Below are 25776 nucleotides of genomic sequence, written 5' to 3'. Positions count from 1 at the left end.
CCCGGACGCCGCGGCGGGCCGGATCGCCAGGATCACTCTATCGGGAAGCTGACATTGCATAGCGTGTCGGTTGGCGAAGAGTTGATATCTGGCGCATGATCGTTCGAGGCGGTCTAATAGGTGGGACCGTATCCGAACCGCACAGTCTGGGACGTGAGGACACAGCATGGCAGCCACTGGCACAGCCACCAGCACTGAGAAGGGTCGCCGGATCGTCGGAGCCGAGCGTCAGACGCTCGCCAAGGACCTGGTAAAGCGGTACACCTCGGGGGAGAGCATCCGCGCGTTGGCGGCCTCGACCGGCCGTTCCTACGGGTTCATCCACCGAGTGCTCACCGAGTCCGGCGTGCAGCTGCGTCAGCGCGGTGGCGCCCGACGCCGCAAGAAGGCGTGACCCGCCCCTCAGCGTCGTCCACCAGCGCCGCGCCCCGGGACGTCCGGTGACCGCCGAGGCGACCGGGGTTCGGCTGACTTGCGACGGGCCGGTCGCCACGGTGACGTTGTGCCGGCCCGACGTGCTCAATGCCCAGACGCCCGCGATGTGGCAGGCGATGAGCGACTTCTCCCGCGACCTGCCCGGCGACGTGCGGGTGGTGGTGGTCCGCGGCGAGGGTCGCGCGTTCTCGGCCGGCCTCGATCTCGCGGTGGCGGGCGCCTCCGGCCCGGGGTCCTTCGCTGAGCTGGCCACGTTGCCCGAGCAGGAGTGCGCCGAGCGCATCGCGGAGTTCCAGGCCGGTTTCACCTGGCTGCACCGGCCGGATGTCGTCTCCGTCGCGGCCGTACAGGGCCACGCGATCGGTGCCGGCTTCCAGCTCGCGCTCGCCTGCGACCTGCGAGTGCTGTCCACGGACGCGAAGCTGTCGATGGCCGAGGTGACCCTCGGCCTGGTGCCCGACCTGGCCGGCACGAAACGCCTCGTCGAGTTGGTCGGATATTCGCGGGCGTTGGAGATCTGTGCGACCGGCCGCCGGTTGGACGCCGCCGAGGCGGACCGGATCGGGCTGGCCACCCTGGTCGTGCCCCCGGCCGAGCTGGACGGCGCGGTGCGGGACCTGACCGCAGGCCTGCTCTCCGGAGCCCGCGACGCGGTGGTGGAGATCAAGGCGTTGCTCGCCGGTGCCGGCGGGCGGTCGCACGCCGACCAGCAGCGCGCCGAGCGGGAGGCGCAGACCCGTCGGCTGCGTGACCTCGCCGGCAGGGGAGAATAGGTAAGGACCGCACGGGAAGATCCGGGTTACGACCGAGGTTGTCACACTCGTCGGGAGAATTGGCCTGACGGTGCGGTCTGCCCGGCAACCCGGAGGTGAGCGATGTCCAACCCGATGTCCGGCGGTGGCATGGCCGGGTGGAGCATGCTCCGGTCGATGCGCAACCGCGACGAGGTCTCCACCCACCGACTCAAGCGCGGGGTGGCCGGCCGCATCGTCGCCTTCGCCCAACCCTACCGGCGCGACATCATCGTCTTCCTGGCCACCGTGGTGCTGGCCGCCATCATCGGCGTGGCCACTCCGGTGCTCGCCGGTGACGTGATCAACGCGATCAACCGGGGCGGCACCGAGGCCGGCCGGCTCGTGGTGCGGCTGGCCCTGTTCATCGCCGCGCTGGCGGTCGCCGACGCGCTGCTGTCGCTGGCCCAACGGTGGTATTCCGCCCGCATCGGCGAGGGCATCATCTTCAACCTGCGCACCCGGGTCTACGACCACGTGCAGCGGATGCCGTTGCAGTTCTTCACCCGTACCCAGACCGGCGCCCTGGTCAGCAGGCTCAACAACGACGTGCTCGGCGCCCAGCGGGCGTTCACCTCCACCCTGTCCGGTGTGGTCAGCAACGTCATCCAGTTGGTGCTCACCGCGGCGGTGATGTTCACCCTCTCCTGGCAGATCACCGCGCTCTCACTGGTGCTGCTGCCGATCTTCATCATTCCGGCCCGCCGGGTCGGTCGACGGCTGGCGGACATCACCCGCGAGGCGTACAACCTCGACGCCAAGATGAACGCGACCATGACCGAGCGGTTCGGGGTGGCCGGCGCGCTGCTGGTGAAGCTCTTCGGCCAGCCCGAGATCGAGGCCCGCAGGTTCGCCGACCGGGCCGAGCGGGTCCGCGACATCGGCATCCAGTCCGCGATGTACTCCCGCACGTTCTTCGTGGCGATGCTGCTGGTCGCCTCACTGGCGCAGGCGCTGACCTACGGTCTCGGCGGCTGGCTCGCGGTCACCGGCGGCGTCAGCGCCGGCACCGTGGTGACGCTCGCGCTGCTGCTCACCCGCCTGTACGGGCCGCTCACGGCACTCTCCAACGTCCGGGTGGACGTGATGAGCGCGCTGGTCTCCTTCGACCGGGTCTTCGAGGTGCTCGACCTCGAGCCGGGCATCGTGGAGAAGCCCGACGCGGTGCCGGTGCCCCTGGGCGCCGGCCGGGTCGACTTCCGCGACGTGCGTTTCCGCTACCCGAGCGCTGCCGAGATCTCCCTCGCCTCCCTGGAGGAGGTCGCCACGCTCGACCGGACCGTCAACGAGCCGGTGCTCAAGGGGGTCTCGTTCAGCGTCGAGCCGGGGCAGATGGTCGCGCTGGTCGGCCCGTCCGGGGCGGGCAAGTCGACACTGTCGATGCTCATCTCCCGGATCTACGACGTCAGCGACGGGCAGGTGCTCGTCGGCGGGGTGGACGTGCGCGACGCGACGCTCGCCTCCCTGCGCGACGAGATCGGTGTGGTCACTCAGGATTCGCACCTGTTCCACGAGACGATCGCCGAGAATCTTCGCTACGCCAAACCGGACGCCACCGACGACGAGATCTGGGCCGCCCTGGCCGGCGCGCAGGTGGCCGATCTGGTCCGGTCGCTCCCCGACGGTCTGGACACCACAGTGGGGGAGCGCGGCTACCGGTTCTCCGGCGGCGAGAAGCAACGCATCGCGATCGCGCGGCTGCTGCTCAAGGCCCCGTCGATCGTGATCCTCGACGAGGCGACCGCCCACCTGGATTCGGAGAGCGAGGCGGCGGTGCAGCGTGCGCTGTCGGTGGCGCTGGCCGGGCGTACCGCCCTGGTGATCGCGCACCGGCTCTCCACCGTGCGCGACGCCGACCAGATCCTGGTCCTCGACGGTGGGCGGATCGTGGAGCGGGGGCGGCACGAGGAGTTGGTCGCGGTCGGTGGGCTCTACGCCGAGCTGTACCGCACCCAGTTCGCGGTCGCCGACTCGCCCACCCCGTTCGTCGACGCGACCGGCCCCGAGCCGGTGGTCATGCCGCTGGGCACCTACCGCGCCGACGAGGTGCTGCCGCCCGCCGCCGCCAACTGACGGCGAGCAATCACGGGTCGCGTCCGTCGCCCACACTCCCGCGAGCCCCGCGCGTTGATCAACTCGGATTCCTGGAAGTCGGGGCATCTGAGTCGCCGCGGCCGCCCGACTTCCTTGAAACCGAGTCGATCATTGGTCGGGTGGTCCGGCGGCCCGACGGTCCGGCAGGTCGGTCGCCGTTCGCAACTCGGCGAACGCCAGGCCCAGGGTGACCGGGGTGAAGTGCGCGTTCAGGCCGCTGGGGTTGGGCAGCACCCACAGCCGGGCGCCGGCCAGCGGCTCCGGCTGCGGCCCGAAGGTGGCCTTCGGCCGCTGAAAGCCGATCCGGTACGCGGTCACCCCCACCACGGCCACCCAGCGCGGCCGGTACCGGGCCACCTTGTCGGTCAGGATCGCCGCGCCGTCGAGGAGTTCCCCGGTGCTCAGTTCGTCCGCGCGGGCGCTGGCCCGGGCGGCCATGTTGGTGATGCCGAGCCCGAGCGCGGGCAGTTCGTCCTGTTCGCTGGGGTGCAGCAGCCGGGGGGTGAACCCGCCCTGGTGCAGGGCGGGCCAGAACCGGTTGCCGGGTCGAGCGAAGTGCCAGCCCGTCGCCGCCGACCACAGGCCCGGGTTGATGCCGACGAAGAGCACCGCCAGCCCCGGCGCGAGCACGTCGGGGATGGTCCGGTCCGCAGCCGCCGCCAGGTCCGCTCGGGTCGGCCGGGTCGTCAGGGGCGGCGTCACGGCACGCGCGGGTCGGGCTCCGTCGGGGGTCACAGCCCGCGTAGCGCGCCGCCGTCGACCGGCAGAGTGATCCCGGTGAGGTAGCTCGCGGCGGGAGAGAGCACGAACGCGGCCACCCGGCCGAACTCGGCCGGGTCGCCGACGCGGCGCAGCGGGATGCCGGCCTCCGCCTCGGCGCGGGCCCGCTCCGGGTCGCCGGTCGCTCCGAACAGCTCCCGGTTGCGATCGGTCATGATCCGGCCGGGCAACAGGCCGACCACCCGGACCCCCCGCGGGCCGTAGTCGTCGGCGATGTCCTTGGCCGCCCCGACCAGGCCGGGCCGCAGACCGTTGGAGATGCCGAGACCGGGCACCGGGCCACGCGCCGAGGTGGAGAGCACCAGCCCGATCGCGCCGCCCTCGGGCAGGGCGTTGGCGACCGTGCGGACGGCGCGGATGGTGCCCAGGAAGACGGTCTCGAAGGAGAGCCGCCACTGCTCGTCGGTGACCGCTGCGGCGTTGCCCGGCGGTGGCCCACCGACCGAGATCAGCGCGCCGTCGAGCCGGCCGAAATGCTCCTGCGCGGCGGCGACGAGCTGCCCCGGGGTCTCCGGGTCGGCCAGGTCGGCGGTCAGTCCGACGGCATGCTCCGGGCCACCCAGCTGCTGTGCGGCGGCGGCCACCGCGTCCGGGTCCCGGGCCGAGAGCACCACCCGTGCACCGTCGGCGACCAGGCACTGCGCTGTCGCGTAACCCAGGCCGCGGGAGGCGCCGGTGAGGACGTACACGCGGTCGGTCAGTCCGAGATCCATAACTCCGATCCTGCCGCATCCGGTACTCCGTCGCCAGCACGGGTGGACACCCGTGGGGCGGGGCGCAGCAGGCGTACCCGGCCGGCGATCTGCACCGCGACGGCGCCGCCGGCGCGGCCCACCGCCGGCACCCGGCGCGGACGCGGCGCCCGAACCCCGTCGTAGCGCAGGCGTGCCTCCCGGACGGCCAACTCCTCGGCGGCCGCCGGGGGGAGCGCGTGCCGGTCGTGCAGCGCCCGGGCCAGGTCCCAACCGTCGCGCAGCGATCCGGCGGTGGGTCGTCCAGCGGCCCAGTCGGTGAAGGTGGTCGACCACCTGGCGCCAAGGCCCGCGGCGAGCAGTGGCCAGTGCCGGGCCACCTCGCCGGCCCGCTTGCGCAGCAGGGCCGCGCGGGTGGCGGCCAGCGGTCCCGGCGCGAAGCCCGTCGGCGGCTCACCCCCGGCGACCAGCGCCGCGACCAGTTCGGCCTGCCGCTCGGCCAGGCCGGCGCGGGGCGTCGGCGCGGAGCCTGCGCCCGTCATGTCACGGCCGGGAAGCCCGCGGCGGAGGCCAGGGCGTCCAGTTCGGCGCGGAGTTCGGCGGCCGGCGGATAGTGGCCGTCGCGCTCCAGCAGCAGCGCCGGCGGTCGCCGCCGGGCGCAGAGCGCGCCGACCAGCTCCAGCACCGCCGTCGGCACCGGGTCGGTGTGGGTGTCGTGGTAGAGACCGCCGTGCTCCGCGCCGCCGGCCACGTGGGCGTACGCGACCCGCTCCAGCGGCAGGCGGTCCAGCAACGCCAGCGGGTCGGCGCCCCGGTTGCGGGCGTTGGCGTGCACGTTGGCCACGTCCAGCAGCAGCAGTGCCCCGGTCCGGTCGAGGATCTCGGTGAGGAAGTCCGCCTCGGTCAACTCGTCGTCGGGCCAGTCGAGCAACGCGGCGATCGGCTCCAGCGCGATCGGCACCGGAAGCTCGGCCTGTGCCCGGGCCACGTTGGCGCAGACCGCGTCGACTGCTTCCCTGCTGCGCGGCAGCGGCAGCAGGTGGCCGGCCTCCAGGCCGCCGGCCCGGACGAACGCGATGTGCTCGCTGACCAGCGGGGCGTCCAGGCGTTGCGCCACCGCGGCCAGGTGGGCGACCCGGGCGGGGTCGACCGGCTCGGCGCCGCCGAGGGAGAGCCGCACCCCGTGCGGTACGACGGTCACCGCGCGGTCCCGTAGCTGCGTCAGACCGGGCGGGAGCGGCCCGGAGGCGGGCACCCCCTCGGCCACCACCTCGACGAAGCGCAGGCCGGGCAGTTCGGCCACGAAGCCGGCGATCTCCGGACGCCAGCCGATGCCGACCCCGGACGGGCCGGTCATCCGCCGCACCCGCCGCCGCCCCCGCACCCGCCGCCTCCACCGCCGCAGGAGCTGCCGCCGTCCGAGCCGGAGCTGTCACCACCGCCCGAGGATCCGTCGGACCCTCCGGACCAGCCGCTGCCGGCAGCGGCCTGGCGCTGGATCTCGGCCTGCTCGGCGAAGCCCGGGTCGAGCGCCCAGAGCGAGGCGGTGCCGTACAGGGCCACGCCCATCGCCGCGCCGGCCGCTCCGTAGGTGGCGTAGGCCGGCGCGGAGGCGGGGGCGAGGTGGGTGTGCTGGCGGCGGACGGAGCGCAGAGCGGCCCGACCGGCCCGGGTGAGCACCGGGACCCGACGCAGCACCAGCGTGACGATCAGGAGCGTGACCAGGGTCAGCAGCAGGTAGCCGACCGGGCGGCCGCTGAACAGGCCGGAGACCAACCGGAGCACACCGAGACCCAGCAGGGCGATCAGGAGCGTGGCCCAGAAGCGGGCCCGCGCGCGCTGCGCGTCGTTGGTCAGCAGCCCGCGCTGCTCCAGGCCGTTGCGGATCTGGTGCAGCGCGACGCGTACGCGCTCGTCCTGTGGCAGATCCCGGACCCGCGAGTGCTGGTGGGCGGCCCAGTGGATGGCCTGGTCCAGGGGAGTGAGCCCGGTCGGTGCGGCACCGACGGTGGTCAGCCGACGGTCCGGTCGTACGCCGACCGCGCCGCTGCCGCGCAGCCCGCCCAGCGCCGCGTGCACCGCGAGCTGAGGGCCACCGTTGAGGTACGCGACCTGCTGTGGTCCGAGGGGATCGGCGGTCATGGCGGCGCTCGACCCGGCCGCGAGACGGATCCGGTGGTACGCCACGATCGCCACCACCAGGACGGCCGCCGCGATGTAGTACCGGAGGAATGTCGGGCCGGAGATGCCCCAGGTGTCGCCGGACGCGGCGTGGACGTTCATCGGCTGCTCCTGTCACCGGAGGGATCGGCGGCCCCATTGTGGAGCAGCCCCGCCAGGGGCGTCCGACCGGTGTGCGCGCGGTCAGTGGCGGCGGACCGCCTCCTCGACGAGGTCGAGCACCGGGCCCAGGTCACCGGCCGGTCGGCCCATGGCCAGGTGCAGCACCAGGCCGTCGTAGGCCAGCTCCAGGAACTGGGCCAGCACGTCGATCGGTACGTCCTCGCGCAGCACCCCGGCGTCGCGCTGGCGGGCCAGCCGGTCCCGGGTCGCCTCCGCGATGGCGGCGGACCGCTCCGCCCACCGTCGGGCGAACGCCGGGTCGGTGCGCAGCCGCCGGGAGACCTCCAGTTGGCTGCCCAGCCAGCCGGTGGTGTCGGGGGAGACGGCGCGGGCGAGCAGATCGCGCATCACCTGCACCAGACCGTTGCGGGCCACCGTCTCGACCATCGCCGCGGCGTCGTCCTCGGCGACGGCGAGGAAGAGCGAGTCCTTGTCGCGGAAGTGGTGGAAGATCGCGCCACGGGACAGGCCGGTTGCCTCCTCGAGGCGGCGTACGGTTGCCCCCTCGTAGCCGAGCCGGGCGAAACACGCCCGGGCCGCGGCGAGGATCTCCTGCCGGCGAGCGTCGAGCTGGTCCTGGCTTACTCTGGGCACACGTCGATCGTTGCAGGTCACCCCGGGGCATGCAAACCGTACGTACGGCTTGGGACGTCGCCGATTACCATCGGCCGGTGACCCAGCCCCGCACCCTGCCAAACTCCCCGCTGACTGTGGCCACCGTCCAGGCCACCCCCACGCCGGGCGACGTCGCCGGCAACGCGGTCATGGCCGCCGACCTGGTCCGCCGAGCCGGCGAGCGGGGTGCCCGGGTGGCCGTCCTGCCCGAGCTGTTCCTCTGCGCGTACCACCCGCCGGTCCTCGCCGCCGACCCGGCCGGCACGGACGTCGCGGCCGATCCGGCCGGGATGGTCGCGGATCCCCGGCTCGAACCGCTGCGGGCGGCGGCGCGCGAGGCCGGCGTCACCGCGCTGGTCGGCGCGGCCGTTCGGCACCCGGACGGTCGGCGGACCATCGCGGCGCTGGTGGTGGACCGGACCGGCGAGGTGCGGGTCGGGTACGACAAGCAGCAGTTGTGGGGCGACGAACGGGAGCTGTTCACCCCCGGCGATCGGGGTGCCACGCTGCTCGTCGACGACTGGCGGCTCGGGCTGGGCATCTGCTACGACGGCTGTTTCCCCGAGCACGGCCGGGCCGCCGCCCTCGACGGCGCACACGCCTACCTGTGCCCCAGCGGATACCTGGCCGGCTCCGAGCACCGCCGGGATCTGTACTACGCCGCGCGTGCCCTGGACAACACGATGTTCGTGGTCTTCGCCAACGCGGTCGGCGGCGTCGACCCGTGGCGGTTCAACGGCGGTGCGGCCATCTACGACCCCGAGGGGCGGGTGCTGGCTCGCGGGGCAGACGACGGCACGGCGGTGCTGGTGGCGACGCTGGATCCCGCCGTGCTCGCGGCCACCCGGGCGGCCCACTCGATGCTCGTCGATCGGCTGCCGGACCAGGGCGGCACGCGGCTGTCGATGCCTGGCTGAGCCCTTCGTCAGCTCGATACCCGCCGCATCTGTTGGCGGACACGTCGGTCCCGTAGGGTGCCCGAGTGCCACTGCTCCTGCTGGACCTGGACAACACCCTGCTGGATCGGGCCGGGCCGTTCCGCCGCTGGGGTGAGCGCTTCCTGGACAGCATCGGCGCGCCCCCCACCGACATCGACTGGCTGATCTCGATCGACGCCGACGGTCTCACCGACCGCTGGGACCTCGCCGACGCCATCCGGGACCGCTACGAGCTGCGCATTCCCTCGATCGACCTGGTCGAGGAGCTGCACGACGGGGTGGTGGCGCAGACCCGGCTCGACCCGCTGACCGCCTGCGCGCTGCGGATCGCCGACGACGCCGGCTGGGTGCCGGTGGTGGTCTGCAACGGCACCGTACGCGTCGAGGACGCCAAGATTCGCCAGACCGGGCTGGACCAGTACGTCGCGGACTGGGTGATCTCCGAGGAGGCCGGCGTCAGCAAGCCCAACCCGAGAATCTTCGCGCTCGCCGCCCAGCGGGTCCGGATGCCGCTGCGGGGGGCGTGGGTGATCGGTGACAGCCCGGAGGCGGACATCGGCGGAGCCGCCGCCGTCGGGCTGCCCAGCGTCTGGCTGCACCGAGGGCGCACCTGGTCGGACGTCCGGTTCGCGCCGAGCCGCACGGTGGACGGGTTGATCGCCGCCGTCGCCACCGTCCTGGCCCGCTGAGGGCTTCCGCGCCGTCGGCGGCTCGGTAATTCGGTTGACCGGCCGACGTGGTGGTACGAGCATTGTCGGCGCATGGTGCATCCCGGGCGTGTGCCCGGTCGAGGATAGGGGGTCGGTCATGGCCGTCTTTGCAGGTCGCTTCCAGCTGCCTATCTCAGCCTCGACCAAGGGAACCTCACCACAGTGCGCGATCATGACCTTCCGGCGCTCGAGCGCCGAAGCCGCGGCAAGAGCCGCTTCGACGACGACGAACCGCAGTTTCTGAAGCGCGAGCGGCCCACCGAGCCGCTCGCAGACCCGGACAGCGAGCCCGACCCGGACACCGGCGAGCGCTGGTCGTCCTGGGACGACGCCGTGCACGGGCCACACCCGCACCCCGCCTGGCTGGTCACCGAGTTGGCCGCCAAGGACACCGAGCTGGGTGTGTTGAAGACCGGCAAGGAGGCGGACGTCCACCTGGTCCGTCGCGCCGTGCCGGACACCGACCGGTCCTGCCTGCTCGCGGTGAAACGCTACCGCGATCCTGAGCACCGGTTGTTCCACCGCGATGCCGGCTACCTGGAGGGCCGTCGGGTGCGCCGGTCCCGGGAGAACCGGGCGATGGCCGGCCGGACGGCGTTTGGCCGGCAGATGATCGCCGGGCAGTGGGCGGCGGCCGAGTTCGCCGCGCTCAGCCGGCTCTGGGAGATCGGCGCCGGGCACGACCGGATCGCCGTGCCGTACCCGGTGCAGTTGCGGGGCACCGAGCTGATGCTGGAGTTCGTCGGTGACGCCGAGTCGGGGGAGGCGGCACCCCGGCTGGCCCAGTTGCGACCCGGTCCGACGGAGCTGCGTGACCTGTGGGCCCAACTGGTGGAGGCGCTGCGGGTGCTGGCTCGGGCCGGCTATGCGCACGGCGACCTGTCGCCGTACAACCTGCTCGTGCACCAGGGTCGGCTGGTCGTGATCGACCTGCCGCAGGTGGTCGACGTGGTGGCGAACCCACAGGGGCCGGAGTTCCTGGCCCGCGATGTGCGGGTGGTCGGCGCCTGGTTCGCGGCCCGGGGTCTCCCCGCCGAGCAGGTGGACCCCGGCCTGTTGACCGGAGAACTGCTGCACGAGGCGGGCCTGCGCTGATCCGAGCGGGTCGGGCGCCACACCGCCCGACCCGCCACGTCGGCTATTGCAGGTAGCGCTCCACCTCGGGCTTGGGGCGTTCGCCCTGGGCGTCCGGGTCGCCGTGGGTCTCCCGGGCGGCCCGCCGGCGGCGCAGCAGGTCCCAGCACTGGTCGAGGGACTCCTCCAGGGCGCGCAGTCGCTCGCTGGCCTCGCCCTCGGTGCCCGACTCGTGGGCCTGGGCGTCGGCACGCAGCTTGTGTTCCTCGTCGACCAGCTCGGAGATCCGGTTCAGGATGGTCTTGTCGTCCATGCCACAGAGCCTGGCACAGGGTGCCGGGCATCGCCCGGATTCGGGGGTACCGGTGCGTCCCGGGTCACCGACCCGCACCGGTCGGCCCGACGCCGCCCGTCCGGTGCCGATGCCGCAGCCAGGTCGGCGGCACCCGCTCGTTCCTCCCATCGCACTGGACCGTCGGTGCACCCGGCTTGGTGGAGTGCCTGAGTATCCATTCAGGAATCGAGCGTGGTGAGAACATCGACAAGCGTGGGTGCACGTAGATGGAAATTGCGCCGTCCGCAAGTCTGGAGGTGCCCCTCGTTTGGTGAGATGCTTCCGGGCAGCCCAGAAGGTGAAAGTTTCATCAACCTGCCCGACCGAAGTGGACCGCTGCGGTCGCCGGGACGACGAGGAGACGTGGTTCGATGTCGCAGGTGTCCGAGGCGCGCCCCGCCAGTGTCAGCACCGAGCCCCGGACAATCCCGTTACGACGCGCTCTGCCGGCACTCGTCCGCGATCCGCTGGGCGCGCTCGTCGACTTCGCGCAGGACGCCGGCGGCGACGTCGTCCGGCTCAACCTCGGCTCGTTCCGCCCCTATCTGGTCAGCCATCCTGAGCACCTGCAACGCGTCCTGCGGGACAACGTTGCCAACTACACCCGCGACGGCGACGGGTTGCTTTGGCGACCCGTTCGTCGGATCGTCGGTGACGCCATCCTGGTCGCTGAGGGTGAAGTCTGGGAGTCCAGCCGAGGCGCGCTGCAACCGTTGTTCACCGCCAAGCGGGCCGAGACGCTCGTCGACAAGATGGCCGAGGCGATCAACGAGGCGGTCGACGAGTGGCTCGAACCGGCCCTCGCCGGGCGCCCCATCGACGGCGGCGCCGAGCTGACCCAGATCGTCCTGCGCACCACCATGCGGGTGCTCTTCGCCGACCGGATCTCGGTCCCCGACGCGCTGCGGATCAGCGCCGCGCTGGACACCGTCACCACCGCGATGCTCCCCCGACTGCTGATGCCCGCCGTGCCGTACGCGGTGCCGATGCCCGGCGATCGGCGCTTCCGCGAGGCGGTGCGCACCATCGACGAGGTGGTGCTGCCGATCATCCGGGAGGCCCGGGCCCGTCCCACCGACGGCGACGACATCATCTCCACGCTCTGCCGGCCGCGCGCCGACGGCAGCGAACCCGACGAGTACGCGATCCGCGGCGACGTGGTCGCGATGTTCTCCACCGCCACCGAGACCACCATCGCCCTGCTCTCCTGGCTCTGGCCGGTGCTGGCGTCCCGCCCCGACGTGGCCGAGCGGATGACCGACGAGATCGAGCAGGTGGTCGGCGCCGAACGGGTCGGCCGTGAGCACCTGCCCCAGCTGCGCTACGGCCGGATGGTGCTCGACGAGATGCTGCGGCTCTACCCGGCCGGCTGGATGATCCCGCGCACCGCTGTCGGCGACGACGTGCTGGGCGGGGTGCGGATCAAGGCCGGCGGCACCGTGCTGGTCAGCCCGTACGTGACCCAGCGGATGTCGACCTTCTGGGACGACCCGGCGCTCTTCGACCCGGAGCGGTTCGCGCCGGAGCTGCCCCGGCGGCGCTACCGCTACTCCTACTTCCCGTTCGGCGGAGGCCCGCACCAGTGCCTCGGGCAGTACCTGTTCCTGCTGGAGGCCCAGCTCATCGTCAGCACCGTGCTGAGCCGCTACCGCTTCCGGCTGCGCGAGCCGGCCGACCTGACGCCTCGGATGGGCGCCTCGCTGCAACCGAAGCAGCGCGCCGAGGTCATCCTGACCCCGGTCGAGCGTCCGGTCGCATCGTGACGGAGACCCCGCGACCGGCGCGAGCCGGTCAGGACGTGGTCGCCGAGCAGGGCCGGGTGTGCGCGCTCGCCGTGCGCGGCGTACGCGACCTGCAGGATGTCACCGCCGCGCACCCGGAGCTGTTCGACGCCGCGCCGTTCGACCCGGCGCTGCTCAGCTCGGTGGCCACCGCCATCGCCTTCACCGCGCCGTGGCACACCGCCGCGGAGCTGCGGATCACCACCCGTACCCTGCTCTGGGTCTTCGCCGCCGACTGGCAGGTCGACTACCTCGCGCGGTCCGTCGACGACGTCCGGAAGGTGGTCACCGACTGCCTTGCGGTGGCCGACGGCGCCGCCCCGCCGCCGGGGCGCCACCTCGCCCGGCTGCTAGCCGACCTGCGCGACGAGCTGGCCACCGTGCCGGCGTTCGCCCGGCTGCGCCCGATCTGGCGCGACGAGTTGGCGCGGATGCTCGCCGCCGTGGCGCGGGAGTGGGACTGGAAGAACCTGCCGACCGACCCGACCACCGGGCGGCGCCTGCCGGACCTGGACCGCTACCTGGACAACGCGGACAACCTCGCTTGCTCATTCGTCAACGTCACCCACTGGATCGCCACCGGCGACGAGAAGACCCTCGCCCAGTTGACCGACCTGCTGGACGCCGGTCGTGGCGTGCAGCGCGTACTGCGGTTGGTCAACGACCTGGCCACCCAGGGCCGGGACGCCGAGTGGGGTGACCTGAACGCCCTGCTGCTGGTCGACGACCCGGCGCAGGTGCACGACCGGCTGGCCGAGCTGACCGCCCGGTCCCGGGGAGACCTGGCCGCCCTCGCCGAGCGGTGCCCCCGCCAGGCGGACTACCTCAACCGGCAGATCTCCTTCACCGGCGGCTTCTACCAACTGTCGGACTTCTGGGGCGAGCGCGATGAGTGACGGTGCCACCCGGGTGCTCGCCGACGCGGCGACCACCGCTGACCCGGTCGTCGACGCCGCCCGCGAGTTGATCGCCGGTCTTGGCCTGCGGCCGTGGGGGCAGGTCGCCGCGTCGGTGTACGAGACCGGGCGGCTGGTCGCCGTCGCTCCCTGGCTGACCGGGCACGACCAGCGGATCGCGTTCCTGTTGCGTAGCCAGCGCCCGGACGGGGCGTGGGGCCCACCCGAGGGGTACGCACTGGTGCCGACCCTGAGCGCCACCGACGCGCTGCTCGCGGCACTGGCCGACGGCAGGGCCGGGACGGAGCTGCTCGCTCCGGTGGCCCGTGGGCTCGGCGCGCTCGTCGGCACGCTGCTCCCCAGCGATGCCCGGACTCTGCCGGACACGCCCGCGCTGGACCTCATCGTCCCGGCGCTGGTCGACACGATCAACGACCGCCTCGCCGGTCTGGAGCCGGCCACCGCCGCGCGCCTGCCCCGCCCGCCGCTACCGCTGCCCACCGGGCTCAACCGGGACCGGCTGCGCGCGGTGCGGTCCGCGGTGGCCGCCGGAAGGACGCTGCCACCGAAGCTGGCCCACTTCTACGAGATCCTGGACGCGGTACCCGCCGACGCGGGCCCCACGCTCACCGCGGTCGGCGCCTCACCCGCCGCGACCGCGGCCTGGTTGACCGCGGTCGGCCCGGCCGCCGGCCCCGCCGCGCACGCCTTCCTGCGGGCGTTGATCCGGGACGGAGGCGGCCCGGTGCCCTGCCCGGCACCGATCACCGTCTTCGAGCGAGCCTGGGTGCTGAGCGGCCTGCGCCGGGCCGGGATCACGATCAACCCACCGGCCGCCGTCCTGGAGAGCCTGACCGCTGCCACCGCCGGCCGAGGAATCGCCACCGGCGACGGCCTGCCGACCGACGCCGACACCACCGCCGTGTCCCTCGACGCGTTGGCCCGGCTCGGCCGTCCGGCGGACCCGGCCAGCCTGTGGGCGTACGAGACGGCTGACGGTTTCTGCACCTGGCCGGGGGAGGACGGCTTCTCGGTCACCACCAACGCCCACGTGCTGGACGCCTTCGGCCAGCACGTGGCCCGGCATCCGGACGCGGGGGCGCGCTATCACCGGGCGGTCGACCGGCTGAGTGCGGTGCTGGCCGGCCACCAGCGCGCGGACGGCGCCTGGCAGGACCGGTGGCACGCCTCGCCGTACTACGCCACCGCCTGCTGCGTGCTGGCACTGGCCGAGTTCGGGCGGGGTGCGACCGCCGCCGAGGCGGTGGATCGGGCGGCCGGCTGGGTGTTGAACAGCCAGCGGGCGGACGGTTCGTGGGGGCGGTGGGACGGCACCGCCGAGGAGACCGCGTACGCCCTCCAGGTGCTGCTGGCGGTGCCGACGACGGTGCCACGGGTCGACGAGGCCGTGGCACGTGGACACGCCTACCTGCACGAATCCACCGCCCGGGAGCACCGTCCACTGTGGTACGGCAAGGAGCTGTACTGTCCGACCGTCATCGTTCGCGCAGCGGTGCTCGCCGCCTGCCGACTGACCCGCATCCGTGCCTCCGGCGTGGACCGATCGGTGGTGGATTGCGGTTACCGGTCAACAAAAACAGCAACTTGAGGGGTTGTGTCGACACTGCTAGCGTACGCAGAGCCTCAGCCCCGGATGCCCCGCTGCGGTGGGACGTCGCCCCCTCTGATCATTCGTTGATGAGCTGAGTCAACGCCCGGCCTGGGACGGTTCAATGCGTTCTCGCGGTACGAGTATCCGCACCAAGGTTGTCGCCCTGCTGCTCTCCCTGGTCGCGCTCTGGATGTTCGCGGCGTGGGTGACCCTGCGCGACGGCTTCAACCTGCTCGGTGTCCAGTTGCTCAACAGCACGGTCTACACACCGAGCGAGCCGCTGTTGCAGGAGCTCCAGGTGGAGCGGCGGTTGACCCAGGCGTACCTGAGCAACCCCGAGGCCACGCAGCGGACAGCGCTCGAGGCCGAGCAGCGCAAGACCGCCGAGCTGGCCGCCGACTTCGCCGCTTCGGTGCGCAACTGGCAGGTCGACGTCGCCGGCAGTTCCGCACTGGACACCCAGCTCGGTATGACGATCGCCCAGGTCAACGCGTTGGAGCAGACCCGCGCGGAGGTGCTGGACCGCAAGATCGACCGGATCGCCGCCGCTGAGGCGTACACCAACGCGATCGAGTCGATCTTCCAGATCTACGACGTGACGGGCAGCCTGGACGACAAGCAGATCGCCGGCGAGGCGGCGGCCCTGATCCAGCTCAACCGGATGAAGGAGCTGATCTCCCAGGAGGACGCGCTGCTCAGCGGCCTCTTCGGCAACGGTCGGATGAGCGGCGCCGAGTACGCCCGCTACGTCGCGCTGGTCGGCTCGGAGCGGTTCCTCGGTGAGGAGACCCGGGTACGGCTCGCCGACGCCGACCAGCGCCGTTACCAGCAGCTCGTCGAGGGCGAGGCGTTCACCCGGCTGCGTGCCGTGCAGGACAGCATCATCCGCGAGGGCCGGCCGTCAACCCAGCTGCCGGTCGGCGCCGAGCAGTGGCGGGGCACTGTCGAGCCGGTGCTGGCCGAGGTGAACGGCGTCGTCACCGCTGGCGGCGAGGGCATCGTGGACCGGGCCACCGGCGTGGCCGTGATGGTCGTCGTCCGACTGGTGCTCGCCACCGGTCTGGGCCTCCTCGCCGTCATCGCCTCCGTCGTGGTCTCGATCACCACCGCGCGGAACCTGCTGCGCCAGCTGGACCGGCTGCGCGAGGCCGCCTGGCAGCTCGCCGACGAGCGGCTGCCCCGGGTGGTGGAGCGGCTCGGGCGCGGCGAAGAGGTCGACGTGGCCACCGAGGCGCCCCCGCTGGAGTTCGGCACCGACGAGATCGGCCAGGTCGGCAAGGCGTTCAACGCGGTCCAGGAGACCGCGTTGCGCACCGCCGTCGAGCAGGCCGACCTGCGTCGCAACGTCCGCGAGGTCTTCCTGAGCCTGGCCCGACGCACGCAGGCGCTCGTCCACCGCCAGCTCACCCTGCTGGACGCGATGGAGCGCCGCGAGCACGACGCGGAGGAGCTGGAGGACCTGTTCCGGGTCGACCACCTGGCCACCCGGATGCGGCGCAACGCGGAAAACCTGATCGTGCTCTCCGGCTCCACCCCCGGTCGGGCCTGGCGGCGCAACGTCCCGATGGTCGACGTGGTGCGCGGCGCCGTGGCCGAGGTGGAGGACTACACCCGTGTCAACGTGCTGCCGCTCGGGCCGGTCTCGCTCGCCGGCCGCGCGGTCGGCGACGTCATCCACCTGCTCGCCGAGCTGATCGAGAACGGGCTGTCGTTCTCCCCGCCACACACGACCGTCGAGGTCCGCGGCCAACTGGTCTCCAACGGGTTCGCCATCGAGATCGAGGACCGGGGCCTCGGCATGAGCGAGGAGGACCTGGCCGCCGCGAACCACCGGATCGTCGACCAGTCCGAGCTGAACCTCGCCAACGCCGCCCGCCTCGGGCTCTACGTGGTGAGCCGGCTGACCGAACGCCACGGCGTGCGGGTACGGCTCAAGGAGTCCGCGTACGGCGGCACCACCGCGGTCGTGCTGATCCCGCTGGAGTTGGTCACCCAAGCCGACGTCTCACCGGAGGACTCCGGGTCGTTCCGGACCGGCTCGGCCATCCCGATGCCGTCGGCACCCGCCACGGACAGCGGCCGTCCGGTGTCCCTCGCACCGGTCGCGCTCGCCGCGCCGACGACCACCGCGTCGGAGGTGGCGGTGACCTCGGCGGCGCCGACGCCGGCCGACACCGCCGCGCCGACGACGGACGAGGAGGCCGAGGCGGACACCGTTCTCCCCACCCGACAGCGGACCACCCCGGCAACCGGCACCCCCGACCTGCCCACCCGCGCCCGTCGCGGGCCGGCTCAGCCAGCCTTGGAAACCCCGACCGTGCCCACCGGCCTGCCCGCCGTCGACCCCACCCGCCCGGAGACCCCCGACGGAGATGCCGCCCTGGCCGGCGACGGCGGCCCGGTGCACGCCCGCGCCGAGGCGGAGCGGACCGACTCCGGCCTGCCCGTCCGGGTCCGACAGGCGAACATCGTTCCCGAGTTGCGAGACGACCCGGCGGTGTCCGAAACCGACGACGAGGATGTGGTGCGCCCACCGGAGCAGGTTCGCCGGATGATGAGCTCCTACCAGACCGGCACCCGGCGTGGGCGGACCGATGCGGCTCGGCTGCTCGGCGGCGCCTCCGGCGCCCCGGCGGCGACGCCGTCCGAGCCGACCGACGAGGATCCACAAGCGACCTGACCGGGCACCGACGACGCGGGTTTCCGCGCGGTGTGACGGTCGAGCCCCAGACGAACAACGGCGCACAGCCGGGCGAGAAGAGGACGACGAAGTGACCCAGAAGACGGCTTCGAGCGCCGACCTGACGTGGTTGCTGGATGACCTGGTGGGCCGGGTGAAGCAGGCCGAACACGCGGTCGCGCTCTCCACCGACGGCCTCTTGATGGCCTCCTCCCAGGGGTTGAGCCGGGACGACGGCGAGCACCTCGCGGCGATGGCGGCCGGCATCCAGAGCCTCGCCCGAGGTGCCGGCAAGCGTTTCGGTGGTGGGCAGGTGCAGCAGACCATCATCGAGATGCAGTCGTCGTTCCTGTTCGTCACGGCGGCCGGCCGCAACGCCTGTCTGGCGGTACTGGCCACCGAGGACGCCGACGTCGGCCTGATCGCCTACGAGATGGCGATGCTGGTCACCCGCGTCGGCAAGTACGTCGCATCGCCGTCGCGCGGCACTGATCAGCAGGTCGGCGAGAGGTAGCGGCGATGACGGTCCAGGGGGAGTCCGCAGACCATCAGTGGGTGGATGACCACGCGGGTCCGGTGGTGCGTCCGTACGCGGTGACGCGTGGTCGGGCCCGCCCGGTCACCGGCACATTCGACCTGATCTCCCTGGTCACGGCGACCCGAGCCGAGGTCACGCCCGAGGTCGGTCTCGGTCCCGAGCATTTGGCGATCGTCGGCCTGTGCCAACGCATACAGTCCGTCGCCGAGATCGCCGCCCATCTCGACCTGCCCGTGGGCACCATCCGGGTGCTCCTCGGTGATCTGGCGGCCCGCAGCCTGGTGCAGGTCCGCGAGCCGCAGACCACGGCCGGTCTTCCCGACAACAGCATCTTCGAGGCGGTTATCAATGGACTACGGGCACTCTGACCGGCCGGCGGGAGCGACCCCACTGCCCACCGCGATCAAGATCCTGGTCGCGGGCGGCTTCGGCGTGGGCAAGACGACCATGGTTGGCGCGGTCAGCGAAACCCGGCCGTTGCGCACCGAGGAGGTGCTGACGGAGACGGGGGTCGGCATCGACGACCTGTCCGGGGTGGAGAGCAAGACCACCACCACCGTGGCCATGGACTTCGGCCGGATCACCATCAGCGACGACCTGGTGCTGTACCTGTTCGGCACGCCGGGGCAGGACCGGTTCTGGTTCGTCTGGGACGAGTTGGCGTTGGGGGCGATCGGCGCTGTGGTGCTGGCCGACACCCGCCGGCTCGCCGACTGCTTCCCCTCGATCGACTACTTCGAGGGTCGGGGGACCCCCTTCGTGGTGGCGGTGAACTGCTTCCAGGATGCCCGTAAGTACCGGCTCGACGAGGTGCAGGCCGCGCTGAACCTGGACCCGGGTGTGCCGGTGCTGCTCTGCGACGCCCGGCAGCGGGAGTCCAGCAAGGAGGTGCTCGTCACGCTGATGGAGCACGCCATGAAGACCCGCGAGGCCCGCCGCCGCGCCGCCAGTGGAGACTGACCAAGGTTTTTCGGGGGAGGGTGTCCGGAACGCTGTCGGCCGATCGTCATGCTGGTGATACCCCGAGAAACAAGGGAGCGACCAGATGAAGTACATGATGTTCGTCTGCAGCGACGCCAAGCCGGACACCGACCCCACCGAGTTGCCCGACATCCACAAGTGGGTGGCGGAGAACGACTCACGGGGTCGCCGTCTGACCGGCGACGCGCTGGCGCCGACCAGCGCCGCCACCACCGTTCGGGTTCGAGACGGTGAGCTGCTCGTCTCCGAGGGCCCGTTCGCGGAGACCGCCGAGGTGATCGTGGGCTTCGACCTGCTCGACTGCGCCGACCTGGACGAGGCGATCGAGGTGGCCCGCACGCACCCGATGGCCCGCGAAGGGCGGCTCGAACTGCGCCCGTTCGCGGACCTGCCAGACTGAGCGCGATGTCCACCTCGCCGCGCCGGCCGATGCGCACCCAGGCACCGGCCGGCGCGGCGGCGGAGGCCGTCGCGGCCGCCAGCGTCGAGGCGTACCCCCGGATCGTCGCGACCCTGATCCGGGTGACCGGGGACTGGGCGTTGGCCGAGGACTGCGCCCAGGAGTCGTTGACCGTCGCGCTGGAGCGTTGGCCCACCGACGGTGTGCCGGCCAACCCGGGCGGCTGGCTCATGACGGTGGCGCGCAACCGGGCGATCGACGTGCTGCGCCGGGCCACAGTGGAGCGGCGCAAGCTGCACGACCTGGCGTTGCTCACGCCGGACGAGGCGCAGCCCGAGCCCGAGGCGGGGCAGGACGTGGTGGACGACCGGCTGCGTCTCATCTTCACCTGCTGCCATCCGGCGCTCGCGATCGAGGCCCGGGTGGCGTTGACGCTGCGAACGGTCTGCGGCGTACCGACCGCTGACATCGCGCGCCTGCTGCTGGTCAGCGAGTCGACGATGACCCGCCGGTTGACCCGGGCGCGTACCCGCATCGCCCAGGCCGGCATCCCGTACCGGGTGCCGAGCGGGCCGGCGCTGACCGAGCGGCTGCCCGGCGTCCTCGCCGTGCTGTACCTGCTGTTCACCCGGGGCTACGTCGCCGACGGCGAGCCGGCCTTCGCCGCCGAGGCGGTCCGGCTGGCCCGGCTGCTCGACCGGCTGATGCCCGACCAGTCCGAGGTCGCCGCGCTGCTGGCGCTGTGCCTGTTCCAACACTCCCGTCGCGACGCCCGCCGCGACGCTGCCGGCAGCCTGCTCACCCTGGAGCGGCAGGACCGCGACCGGTGGGACCGTGCCGCCATCGCCGAGGGCCTGGCCGCCCTCGATCGGGTACGCCACGACGGGCCGTACGCGTGGCAGTCCCGGATCGCCGCCTGCCACGCCACCGCCGCCTCGGCCGACGAGACCGACTGGCCGACGATCGCGCGGGCCTACGACGCGCTCGCCGACCTCCGCCCCTCACCGGTGATCGCGCTCAACCGTGCGGTCGCGCACGGCTACGCGTACGGGCCGGCCGCCGGGTTGGTAGTGCTCGACGCGGCGCGCGCCGGGGGCGGGTTGGACGGCTACCCGCTCGCCGTGGCGGTGCAGGCCGATCTGGTGGCCCGGCAGGGCGACCGGAGACGCGCGGCAGGACTGTTCCGGGAGGCGGCGGCCGCGGTGGGTTCAACCGCCGAGCGCCGTGCGCTGCTCGACCGGGCCGACGAACTCGACCGCTAGCGGAGCGGCCGTACGCGATCAGGAGCGGTACGTCGGTCATCTGGACCAGCACCGCCCCGTCGATCATGGAGTTGTGGTGGGCAACAAAGCCCCCGTGAACCGCCAAACCAGGCACCACAACTCCATGATCAACGGGCCCGGTCTGTCCCCGCTCCGCGATCTTGCACTTTCTGTCCCGACACAAGGGACAGAACCGCTCATGTCGGCGACCGAAACTGCAAGATCGGCGCGATCTGTCGCTCGACACACGACCGCGGGGAGGGTCAGCAGCGGGCCGCCGCGCGAGACGCGCTCCGGGCGACCACCCTGCGACGGCGTTTACGGGGCTACGCTCCCCGGGACGTGGACGCGGCGATAGCCCAACGGCTGGCTGCACTTGCGCACCCAGGCACCCCGAGCGGACCGACGCGACCACCCGCCATCATGCCGTTGCCGTTCGTGGTTACTCTGCGTGGTTACGACATGCGTCAGGTCGAGAGTCTCTTCGCTGAGATTGATGAGGCTGTGGCCTCTGACAGTGCAGTGTTGCGGGCTGCCGTGCGAGACGCGCTTCGGGCGACCACCCTGCGACGGCGGTTACGGGGTTACGCGTGCCGCGCCGTGGATGACGCGGTAGCCGAGCGACTACGGACGCTCTGACAGCATCCCTCGCCTGGAACGGTGAAGGCCGCCCCCGCCGGAGCGGGAGCGGCCTTCACCAGCCGTACGACGTCAGTTGGCGATCATGCGGCGCAGCACGTACTGGAGGATGCCGCCGTGCCGGTAGTAGTCCGCCTCACCCGGGGTGTCGATCCGCACCACGGCGTCGAACTCCACGCCGGTGTCGGTGCTGACCTGCACCGTCTGCGGGGTCTCACCATCGTTCAGGGCGGTCACCCCGGTGATGGTGAACGTCTCGGTGCCGGTCAGGCCGAGCGACTCGGCGGTGACGTCCACCGGGAACTGCAGGGGCAGCACGCCCATCCCGATCAGGTTCGAGCGGTGGATCCGCTCGTACGACTCGGCGATGACCGCCCGGACGCCCAGCAGCATCGTGCCCTTGGCCGCCCAGTCCCGCGACGAGCCCGAGCCGTACTCCTTGCCGGCCAGCACGACCAGCGGGATGCCGGCCTCCTGGTAGGCCACCGAGGCGTCGTAGATCGAGGTCTGCTCGCCGGTGAGGTGGTTGACGGTGAAGCCGCCCTCCACCCCGGGCACCAGCTGGTTGCGCAGCCGGATGTTGGCGAAGGTGCCCCGGATCATCACCTCGTGGTTACCCCGGCGGGAACCGTACGAGTTGAACTCGTGGCGCGGCACGCCGTGCTCGGCCAGGTACGTGCCGGCCGGGGAGTCCGCCTTGATCGCGCCGGCCGGCGAGATGTGGTCGGTGGTCACCGAGTCACCCAGCTTGGCCAGCACCCGGGCAGCGGAGATGTCGACGACCGGGCTCGGCTCCTGCTGCATGCCCTCGAAGTACGGGGGCTTACGCACGTAGGTGGAGTCGTTCTCCCAGGCGAAGGTGTCGCCGGTCGGGGTCGGCAGCGACTGCCACCGCTCGTCCCCGGCGAAGACATCGGCGTACGCGGCGCTGAAACCGGTGGCGCCGATCGCCTGGGCGATGACGTCCTGGATCTCGGCGCTGTTCGGCCAGATGTCGCGCAGGTAGACCGGGTTGCCCTCGGAGTCCTCACCGATCGGCTCGTTGGCCAGGTCGATGTCCATGGTGCCGGCCAGGGCGTAGGCGACCACCAGCGGCGGCGACGCCAGGTAGTTCATCTTGACGTCCGGGTTGATCCGGCCCTCGAAGTTCCGGTTGCCCGAGAGCACCGAGACGACCGACAGGTCGTGCTCGTTGACCGCGGCCGACACCTCCTCGGGCAGCGGGCCCGAGTTGCCGATGCAGGTGGTGCAGCCGTAGCCGACCAGGTTGAAGCCGAGCTTGTCCAGGTACGGCGTGAGGCCGGCCCGCTCGTAGTAGTCCATGACGACCTTCGACCCGGGCGCCAGGGTGGTCTTCACCCACGGCTTGCGGCTCAGGCCCTTCTCCACAGCGTTACGGGCCAGCAGCGCGGCACCGATCATCACCTGCGGGTTGGACGTGTTGGTGCACGAGGTGATCGCGGCGATCACCACGGCGCCGTGGTCCAGCTCGTACTCGACGCCGTCCGCGCCGGTGACCCGGACCGGGTTGCTGGCCCGGCCACCCGCGCCGACCGCAGCGGTCTCCAGGTCACGAGGCTCGTCGGCCGGGTCGCTGAACTCGTTGGCCGGCGGGTCGCTGGCCGGGAAGGACTCGGCGCTGGCCTCATCGGCCGGGCCGTTGGCGCCACGCGGCAGCTCCTCGCGGGGGACACCCGGCTTGAGGTCGCGCTCACCGACGGAGTCGTCGGCCACGTAGTCGGTCAACGCGGAGCGGAACAGCGTCTTCGCAGCACCCAGCGGCACCCGGTCCTGCGGGCGCTTCGGACCGGCGAGCGACGGCTCGATGGAGCCGAGGTCCAGCTCCAGGCGCTCGGAGTAGTCCGGCTCGGCGTCCGGGTCGTGCCAGAGGCCCTGCTCCTTGGCGTACGCCTCGACGAGGGCGACCTGCGCCGCGTCGCGGCCGGTCAGCTCCAGGTAGCGGATCGTCTCCGCGTCGATCGGGAAGATCGCCACGGTGGAGCCGTACTCCGGGGACATGTTGCCGATTGTGGCCCGGTTGGCCAACGGCACGGCGCCCACGCCGGGGCCGTAGAACTCGACGAACTTGCCGACCACACCGTGCTTGCGCAGCATCTCGGTGATGGTCAGCACCAGGTCGGTGGCGGTGGTGCCGGCCGGCATCTCACCGGAGAGCTTGAAGCCCACCACCCGGGGGATCAGCATGCTGACCGGCTGGCCGAGCATCGCGGCCTCGGCCTCGATGCCACCGACGCCCCAGCCCAGCACGCCCAGGCCGTTGACCATGGTGGTGTGCGAGTCGGTGCCGACCACCGTGTCCGGGTACGCCTGGCCGTTGCGCTCCATGATGGTGCGGGCCAGGTACTCGATGTTGACCTGGTGCACGATGCCGGTGCCCGGCGGGACGACCTTGAACTCGTTGAACGCGGTCTGACCCCAGCGCAGGAACTGGTAGCGCTCCTTGTTGCGCTCGTACTCCAGCTCGACGTTGCGGGCGAACGCGTCCTCGCGGCCGAACAGGTCGGCGATGACCGAGTGGTCGATGACCAGCTCGGCTGGGGCGAGGGGGTTGACCTTGCTGGCGTCGCCGCCCAGGTCACGTACGGCCTCGCGCATGGTGGCCAGGTCGACCACGCAGGGCACGCCGGTGAAGTCCTGCATCAGGACCCGCGCCGGGGTGAACTGGATCTCCACGCTCGGGGCGGCGGTGGAGTCCCACCCGCCGAGCTGGCGGATGTGGTCGGCGGTGATGTTCGCGCCGTCCTCGGTCCGCAGCAGGTTCTCCAGCAGGATCTTCAGGCTGTACGGCAACCGCGCGTGGCCGTCCACCTTGTCGATCTTGAAAATCTCGTAGCTCGCGTCTCCGACGCGTAGCTGGGTCTTCGCACCGAAGGTGTCGAGGCTCGCCACGTCGTACTCCTTCACACCAGCGACCGTGAGTAGTCCTGAGCAGTCTGTCGCACCGGTCGGGGTGCCGCCGAGGTTAGGTGACACTTACCGCCCGATTCCGCTTCCAACAAAACCGTACGTCCGTCTTGCTATATGTGCAACCTGACGTCCCGGGTTGGGCCGCCCGCGACCGCCCTCCGTCGTCGCGCGACCGCCCCCCGTCGTCGGATCGGCGAGGTAGGGTCGGGGCCGATTCGGAAGGGGTGCCGAGTGATCGACGTTCAGCACTGGCTCTCGGCGCTGCCTCCGGGCGTGGTCTACCTGCTCGTCGCCGGCGTGATCGGCGTGGAGAGCATGGGCGTTCCGCTGCCCGGCGAGATCGTCCTGGTCAGCTCCGCCCTGCTCGCCGCCACCGGAGTGGTGGAGCCGGAGTGGGTGGCCAGCGCGGCGGCGTTCGGCGCCATCGTCGGCGACTCCGTCGGGTACGCCGTCGGCCGACGCGGCGGTCGCCCGCTGCTCGCCCGGCTGGGCAGACGGTTCCCCAAGCACCTGGGCCCGGCGCAGCTCGCCCGTGCCGAACAGAGCTTCGCGCGGCATGGCGTCTGGGCGGTCTTCTTCGGTCGGTTCGTGGCACTGCTGCGGATCCTGGCCGGGCCGCTCGCCGGGGCGCTGCACGTGCCGTACCGCCGCTTCCTGGTGGCGAACGCGGCCGGCGGGTTGGTCTGGGCCTTCGGCACGACATACCTGCTCTACTCCGTTGGCCGGGCGGCCGAACACTGGCTGAAGGACATCTCCTGGGCCGGGTTGGTCCTCGCGGTGCTCGCCGGGCTCGGCAGCACCTGGTGGCTGCGCCGCCGCGCGCACCGCGTCGCGTCGGCCGACGGCGCTGCCGACATGGAGGCGGCCCAGGTGCCTTCCAGCGGTCAGTCTGCTGGGACGGCTTCGGGCGGGCGGTCCGTTGCGGCGGCATTCGGCGGTCAGGCGGCTGTGGCGGCGCCCGGCGTTGAGCCGACCCGCGGGCGCGAGCACTGACGTAGGCACGCCGAAGGGCCGGACCCTCGTGGGGGTCCGGCCCTTCGGTCATGTGGTGTGGGTCAGCTGGTGGCGTAGCCGCGGGTGGCGATCCAGTCGGCGAGGTGTTCGACGCTGATCCAGTAGGAGGCGGTGTTCGGGTTGGCGGAGTCGGCGATCTTCACTGTGTTGCCGTTGTCGCGGTAGCCGACGACGCTGATGTAGTGCCCGCCCTCGTAGGAGTGGGTGACGCCGTCGGTGTCGGTGCTGGTGCCGGCGAT

The 25776-nt window shown here is 72.1% G+C and carries 24 protein-coding genes and 1 pseudogene; 16 read left to right on the top strand and 9 right to left on the bottom strand.

Going from position 1 to position 25776, the window contains the following annotated elements; translation table 11 throughout:
• Positions 1–166: 166 nt before the first annotated feature.
• From ACFYP0_RS32475 to ACFYP0_RS32465, 3 genes are all read left to right on the top strand, one after another.
• Positions 167–394, top strand: coding sequence for a helix-turn-helix domain-containing protein (locus ACFYP0_RS32475; RefSeq protein ID WP_007462679.1), 228 nt, complete (start codon positions 167–169; stop codon positions 392–394).
• 46 nt (positions 395–440) lie between these two features.
• Complete coding sequence (locus ACFYP0_RS32470) at positions 441–1208, top strand: enoyl-CoA hydratase/isomerase family protein (protein ID WP_124853763.1); 768 nt, start codon at positions 441–443, stop codon at positions 1206–1208.
• 114 nt (positions 1209–1322) lie between these two features.
• Positions 1323–3299, top strand: a complete 1977-nt coding sequence (locus tag ACFYP0_RS32465) for an ABC transporter ATP-binding protein (RefSeq protein ID WP_208740824.1) — start codon at positions 1323–1325, stop codon at positions 3297–3299.
• 129 nt (positions 3300–3428) lie between these two features.
• On the opposite strand, the gene mug is transcribed toward ACFYP0_RS32465, so the two are convergent.
• The 6 genes from mug to ACFYP0_RS32435 all read right to left on the bottom strand — a co-directional run bounded on the left by mug (position 3429) and on the right by ACFYP0_RS32435 (position 7729).
• A complete protein-coding gene (gene mug / locus ACFYP0_RS32460; protein WP_244218761.1) occupies positions 3429–4022 on the bottom strand; it encodes a G/U mismatch-specific DNA glycosylase in 594 nt (197 codons plus the stop codon).
• 29 nt (positions 4023–4051) lie between these two features.
• A complete protein-coding gene (locus ACFYP0_RS32455) occupies positions 4052–4813 on the bottom strand; it encodes an SDR family oxidoreductase (RefSeq protein WP_112639269.1) in 762 nt (253 codons plus the stop codon).
• Positions 4798–5334, bottom strand: a complete 537-nt coding sequence (locus tag ACFYP0_RS32450; protein WP_244218762.1) for a hypothetical protein — start codon at positions 5332–5334, stop codon at positions 4798–4800. The genes ACFYP0_RS32455 and ACFYP0_RS32450 overlap by 16 nt, the downstream gene beginning before the upstream one ends.
• Complete coding sequence (locus tag ACFYP0_RS32445) at positions 5331–6149, bottom strand: DUF692 domain-containing protein (RefSeq protein WP_124853765.1); 819 nt, start codon at positions 6147–6149, stop codon at positions 5331–5333. Before ACFYP0_RS32445 ends, ACFYP0_RS32450 begins: the two co-directional genes overlap by 4 nt.
• A complete protein-coding gene (locus ACFYP0_RS32440; RefSeq protein ID WP_124853766.1) occupies positions 6146–7075 on the bottom strand; it encodes a TIGR04222 domain-containing membrane protein in 930 nt (309 codons plus the stop codon). The genes ACFYP0_RS32445 and ACFYP0_RS32440 overlap by 4 nt, the downstream gene beginning before the upstream one ends.
• 81 nt (positions 7076–7156) lie before the next feature.
• Positions 7157–7729: a TetR/AcrR family transcriptional regulator gene (locus ACFYP0_RS32435; protein WP_091403732.1), complete on the bottom strand. Its 573-nt coding sequence runs from the start codon at positions 7727–7729 to the stop codon at positions 7157–7159.
• A 77-nt stretch (positions 7730–7806) separates the two neighbouring features.
• Here ACFYP0_RS32435 and ACFYP0_RS32430 point away from each other — a divergent pair, with 77 nt between their 5' ends.
• The 3 genes from ACFYP0_RS32430 to ACFYP0_RS32420 all read left to right on the top strand — a co-directional run bounded on the left by ACFYP0_RS32430 (position 7807) and on the right by ACFYP0_RS32420 (position 10493).
• Positions 7807–8667, top strand: coding sequence for a carbon-nitrogen hydrolase family protein (locus ACFYP0_RS32430; protein ID WP_244218763.1), 861 nt, complete (start codon positions 7807–7809; stop codon positions 8665–8667).
• Between the two features lie 65 nt (positions 8668–8732).
• Entirely contained in the window at positions 8733–9377 is a 645-nt protein-coding gene (locus ACFYP0_RS32425; RefSeq protein WP_124853768.1) for an HAD family hydrolase, read from the top strand.
• A gap of 183 nt (positions 9378–9560) precedes the next feature.
• On the top strand, positions 9561–10493 hold the full coding sequence (locus ACFYP0_RS32420; protein ID WP_124853769.1) for a serine protein kinase RIO: 933 nt from the start codon (positions 9561–9563) through the stop codon (positions 10491–10493).
• Between the two features lie 43 nt (positions 10494–10536).
• On the opposite strand, the gene ACFYP0_RS32415 is transcribed toward ACFYP0_RS32420, so the two are convergent.
• Complete coding sequence (locus tag ACFYP0_RS32415) at positions 10537–10785, bottom strand: DUF2630 family protein (protein WP_091403743.1); 249 nt, start codon at positions 10783–10785, stop codon at positions 10537–10539.
• Between the two features lie 446 nt (positions 10786–11231).
• Here ACFYP0_RS32415 and ACFYP0_RS32410 point away from each other — a divergent pair, with 446 nt between their 5' ends.
• The 9 genes from ACFYP0_RS32410 to ACFYP0_RS32370 all read left to right on the top strand — a co-directional run bounded on the left by ACFYP0_RS32410 (position 11232) and on the right by ACFYP0_RS32370 (position 20956).
• A complete protein-coding gene (locus tag ACFYP0_RS32410) occupies positions 11232–12569 on the top strand; it encodes a cytochrome P450 (RefSeq protein ID WP_208740826.1) in 1338 nt (445 codons plus the stop codon).
• Positions 12566–13483, top strand: a complete 918-nt coding sequence (locus ACFYP0_RS32405) for a terpene synthase family protein (protein WP_124853771.1) — start codon at positions 12566–12568, stop codon at positions 13481–13483. Before ACFYP0_RS32410 ends, ACFYP0_RS32405 begins: the two co-directional genes overlap by 4 nt.
• Positions 13476–15092, top strand: coding sequence for a prenyltransferase/squalene oxidase repeat-containing protein (locus ACFYP0_RS32400; protein WP_124853772.1), 1617 nt, complete (start codon positions 13476–13478; stop codon positions 15090–15092). Before ACFYP0_RS32405 ends, ACFYP0_RS32400 begins: the two co-directional genes overlap by 8 nt.
• A gap of 124 nt (positions 15093–15216) precedes the next feature.
• A complete protein-coding gene (locus tag ACFYP0_RS32395; RefSeq protein WP_355494814.1) occupies positions 15217–17775 on the top strand; it encodes a sensor histidine kinase in 2559 nt (852 codons plus the stop codon).
• Positions 17776–17866: 91 nt separating this feature from the next.
• Positions 17867–18289, top strand: coding sequence for a roadblock/LC7 domain-containing protein (locus ACFYP0_RS32390; RefSeq protein ID WP_030337269.1), 423 nt, complete (start codon positions 17867–17869; stop codon positions 18287–18289).
• Between the two features lie 5 nt (positions 18290–18294).
• Positions 18295–18681 (top strand): DUF742 domain-containing protein, encoded by a 387-nt coding sequence (locus ACFYP0_RS32385; protein ID WP_030337267.1) that lies wholly within the window; start codon positions 18295–18297, stop codon positions 18679–18681.
• The gene (locus ACFYP0_RS32380) at positions 18662–19273 is read left to right on the top strand and encodes a GTP-binding protein (RefSeq protein WP_124854074.1); all 612 of its coding nucleotides are present in this window, start codon (positions 18662–18664) and stop codon (positions 19271–19273) included. The genes ACFYP0_RS32385 and ACFYP0_RS32380 overlap by 20 nt, the downstream gene beginning before the upstream one ends.
• A 94-nt stretch (positions 19274–19367) precedes the next feature.
• Entirely contained in the window at positions 19368–19694 is a 327-nt protein-coding gene (locus ACFYP0_RS32375) for a YciI family protein (RefSeq protein ID WP_244218780.1), read from the top strand.
• A 5-nt stretch (positions 19695–19699) separates the two neighbouring features.
• Positions 19700–20956, top strand: a complete 1257-nt coding sequence (locus ACFYP0_RS32370; protein ID WP_356981151.1) for an RNA polymerase sigma factor — start codon at positions 19700–19702, stop codon at positions 20954–20956.
• Positions 20957–21667: 711 nt separating this feature from the next.
• Here ACFYP0_RS32370 and ACFYP0_RS32365 read toward each other — a convergent pair.
• Entirely contained in the window at positions 21668–24520 is a 2853-nt protein-coding gene (locus tag ACFYP0_RS32365) for an aconitate hydratase (RefSeq protein ID WP_124854071.1), read from the bottom strand.
• Between the two features lie 234 nt (positions 24521–24754).
• On the opposite strand from ACFYP0_RS32365, the gene ACFYP0_RS32360 reads away from it, so the two are divergent.
• On the top strand, positions 24755–25516 hold the full coding sequence (locus ACFYP0_RS32360; protein WP_356981149.1) for a DedA family protein: 762 nt from the start codon (positions 24755–24757) through the stop codon (positions 25514–25516).
• 62 nt (positions 25517–25578) lie between these two features.
• On the opposite strand, the pseudogene ACFYP0_RS32355 reads toward ACFYP0_RS32360, so the two are convergent.
• Positions 25579–25776 (bottom strand): annotated as a pseudogene (locus ACFYP0_RS32355) (C39 family peptidase); the annotation flags it as partial.

The sequence above is a fragment of the Micromonospora arida genome, assembly GCF_042873195.1.
Taxonomy (GTDB): Bacteria; Actinomycetota; Actinomycetes; order Mycobacteriales; family Micromonosporaceae; genus Micromonospora; species Micromonospora arida.
Note: the sequence above shows the minus strand (reverse complement) of the source record. Positions and strands in the feature narration are given on the sequence as shown.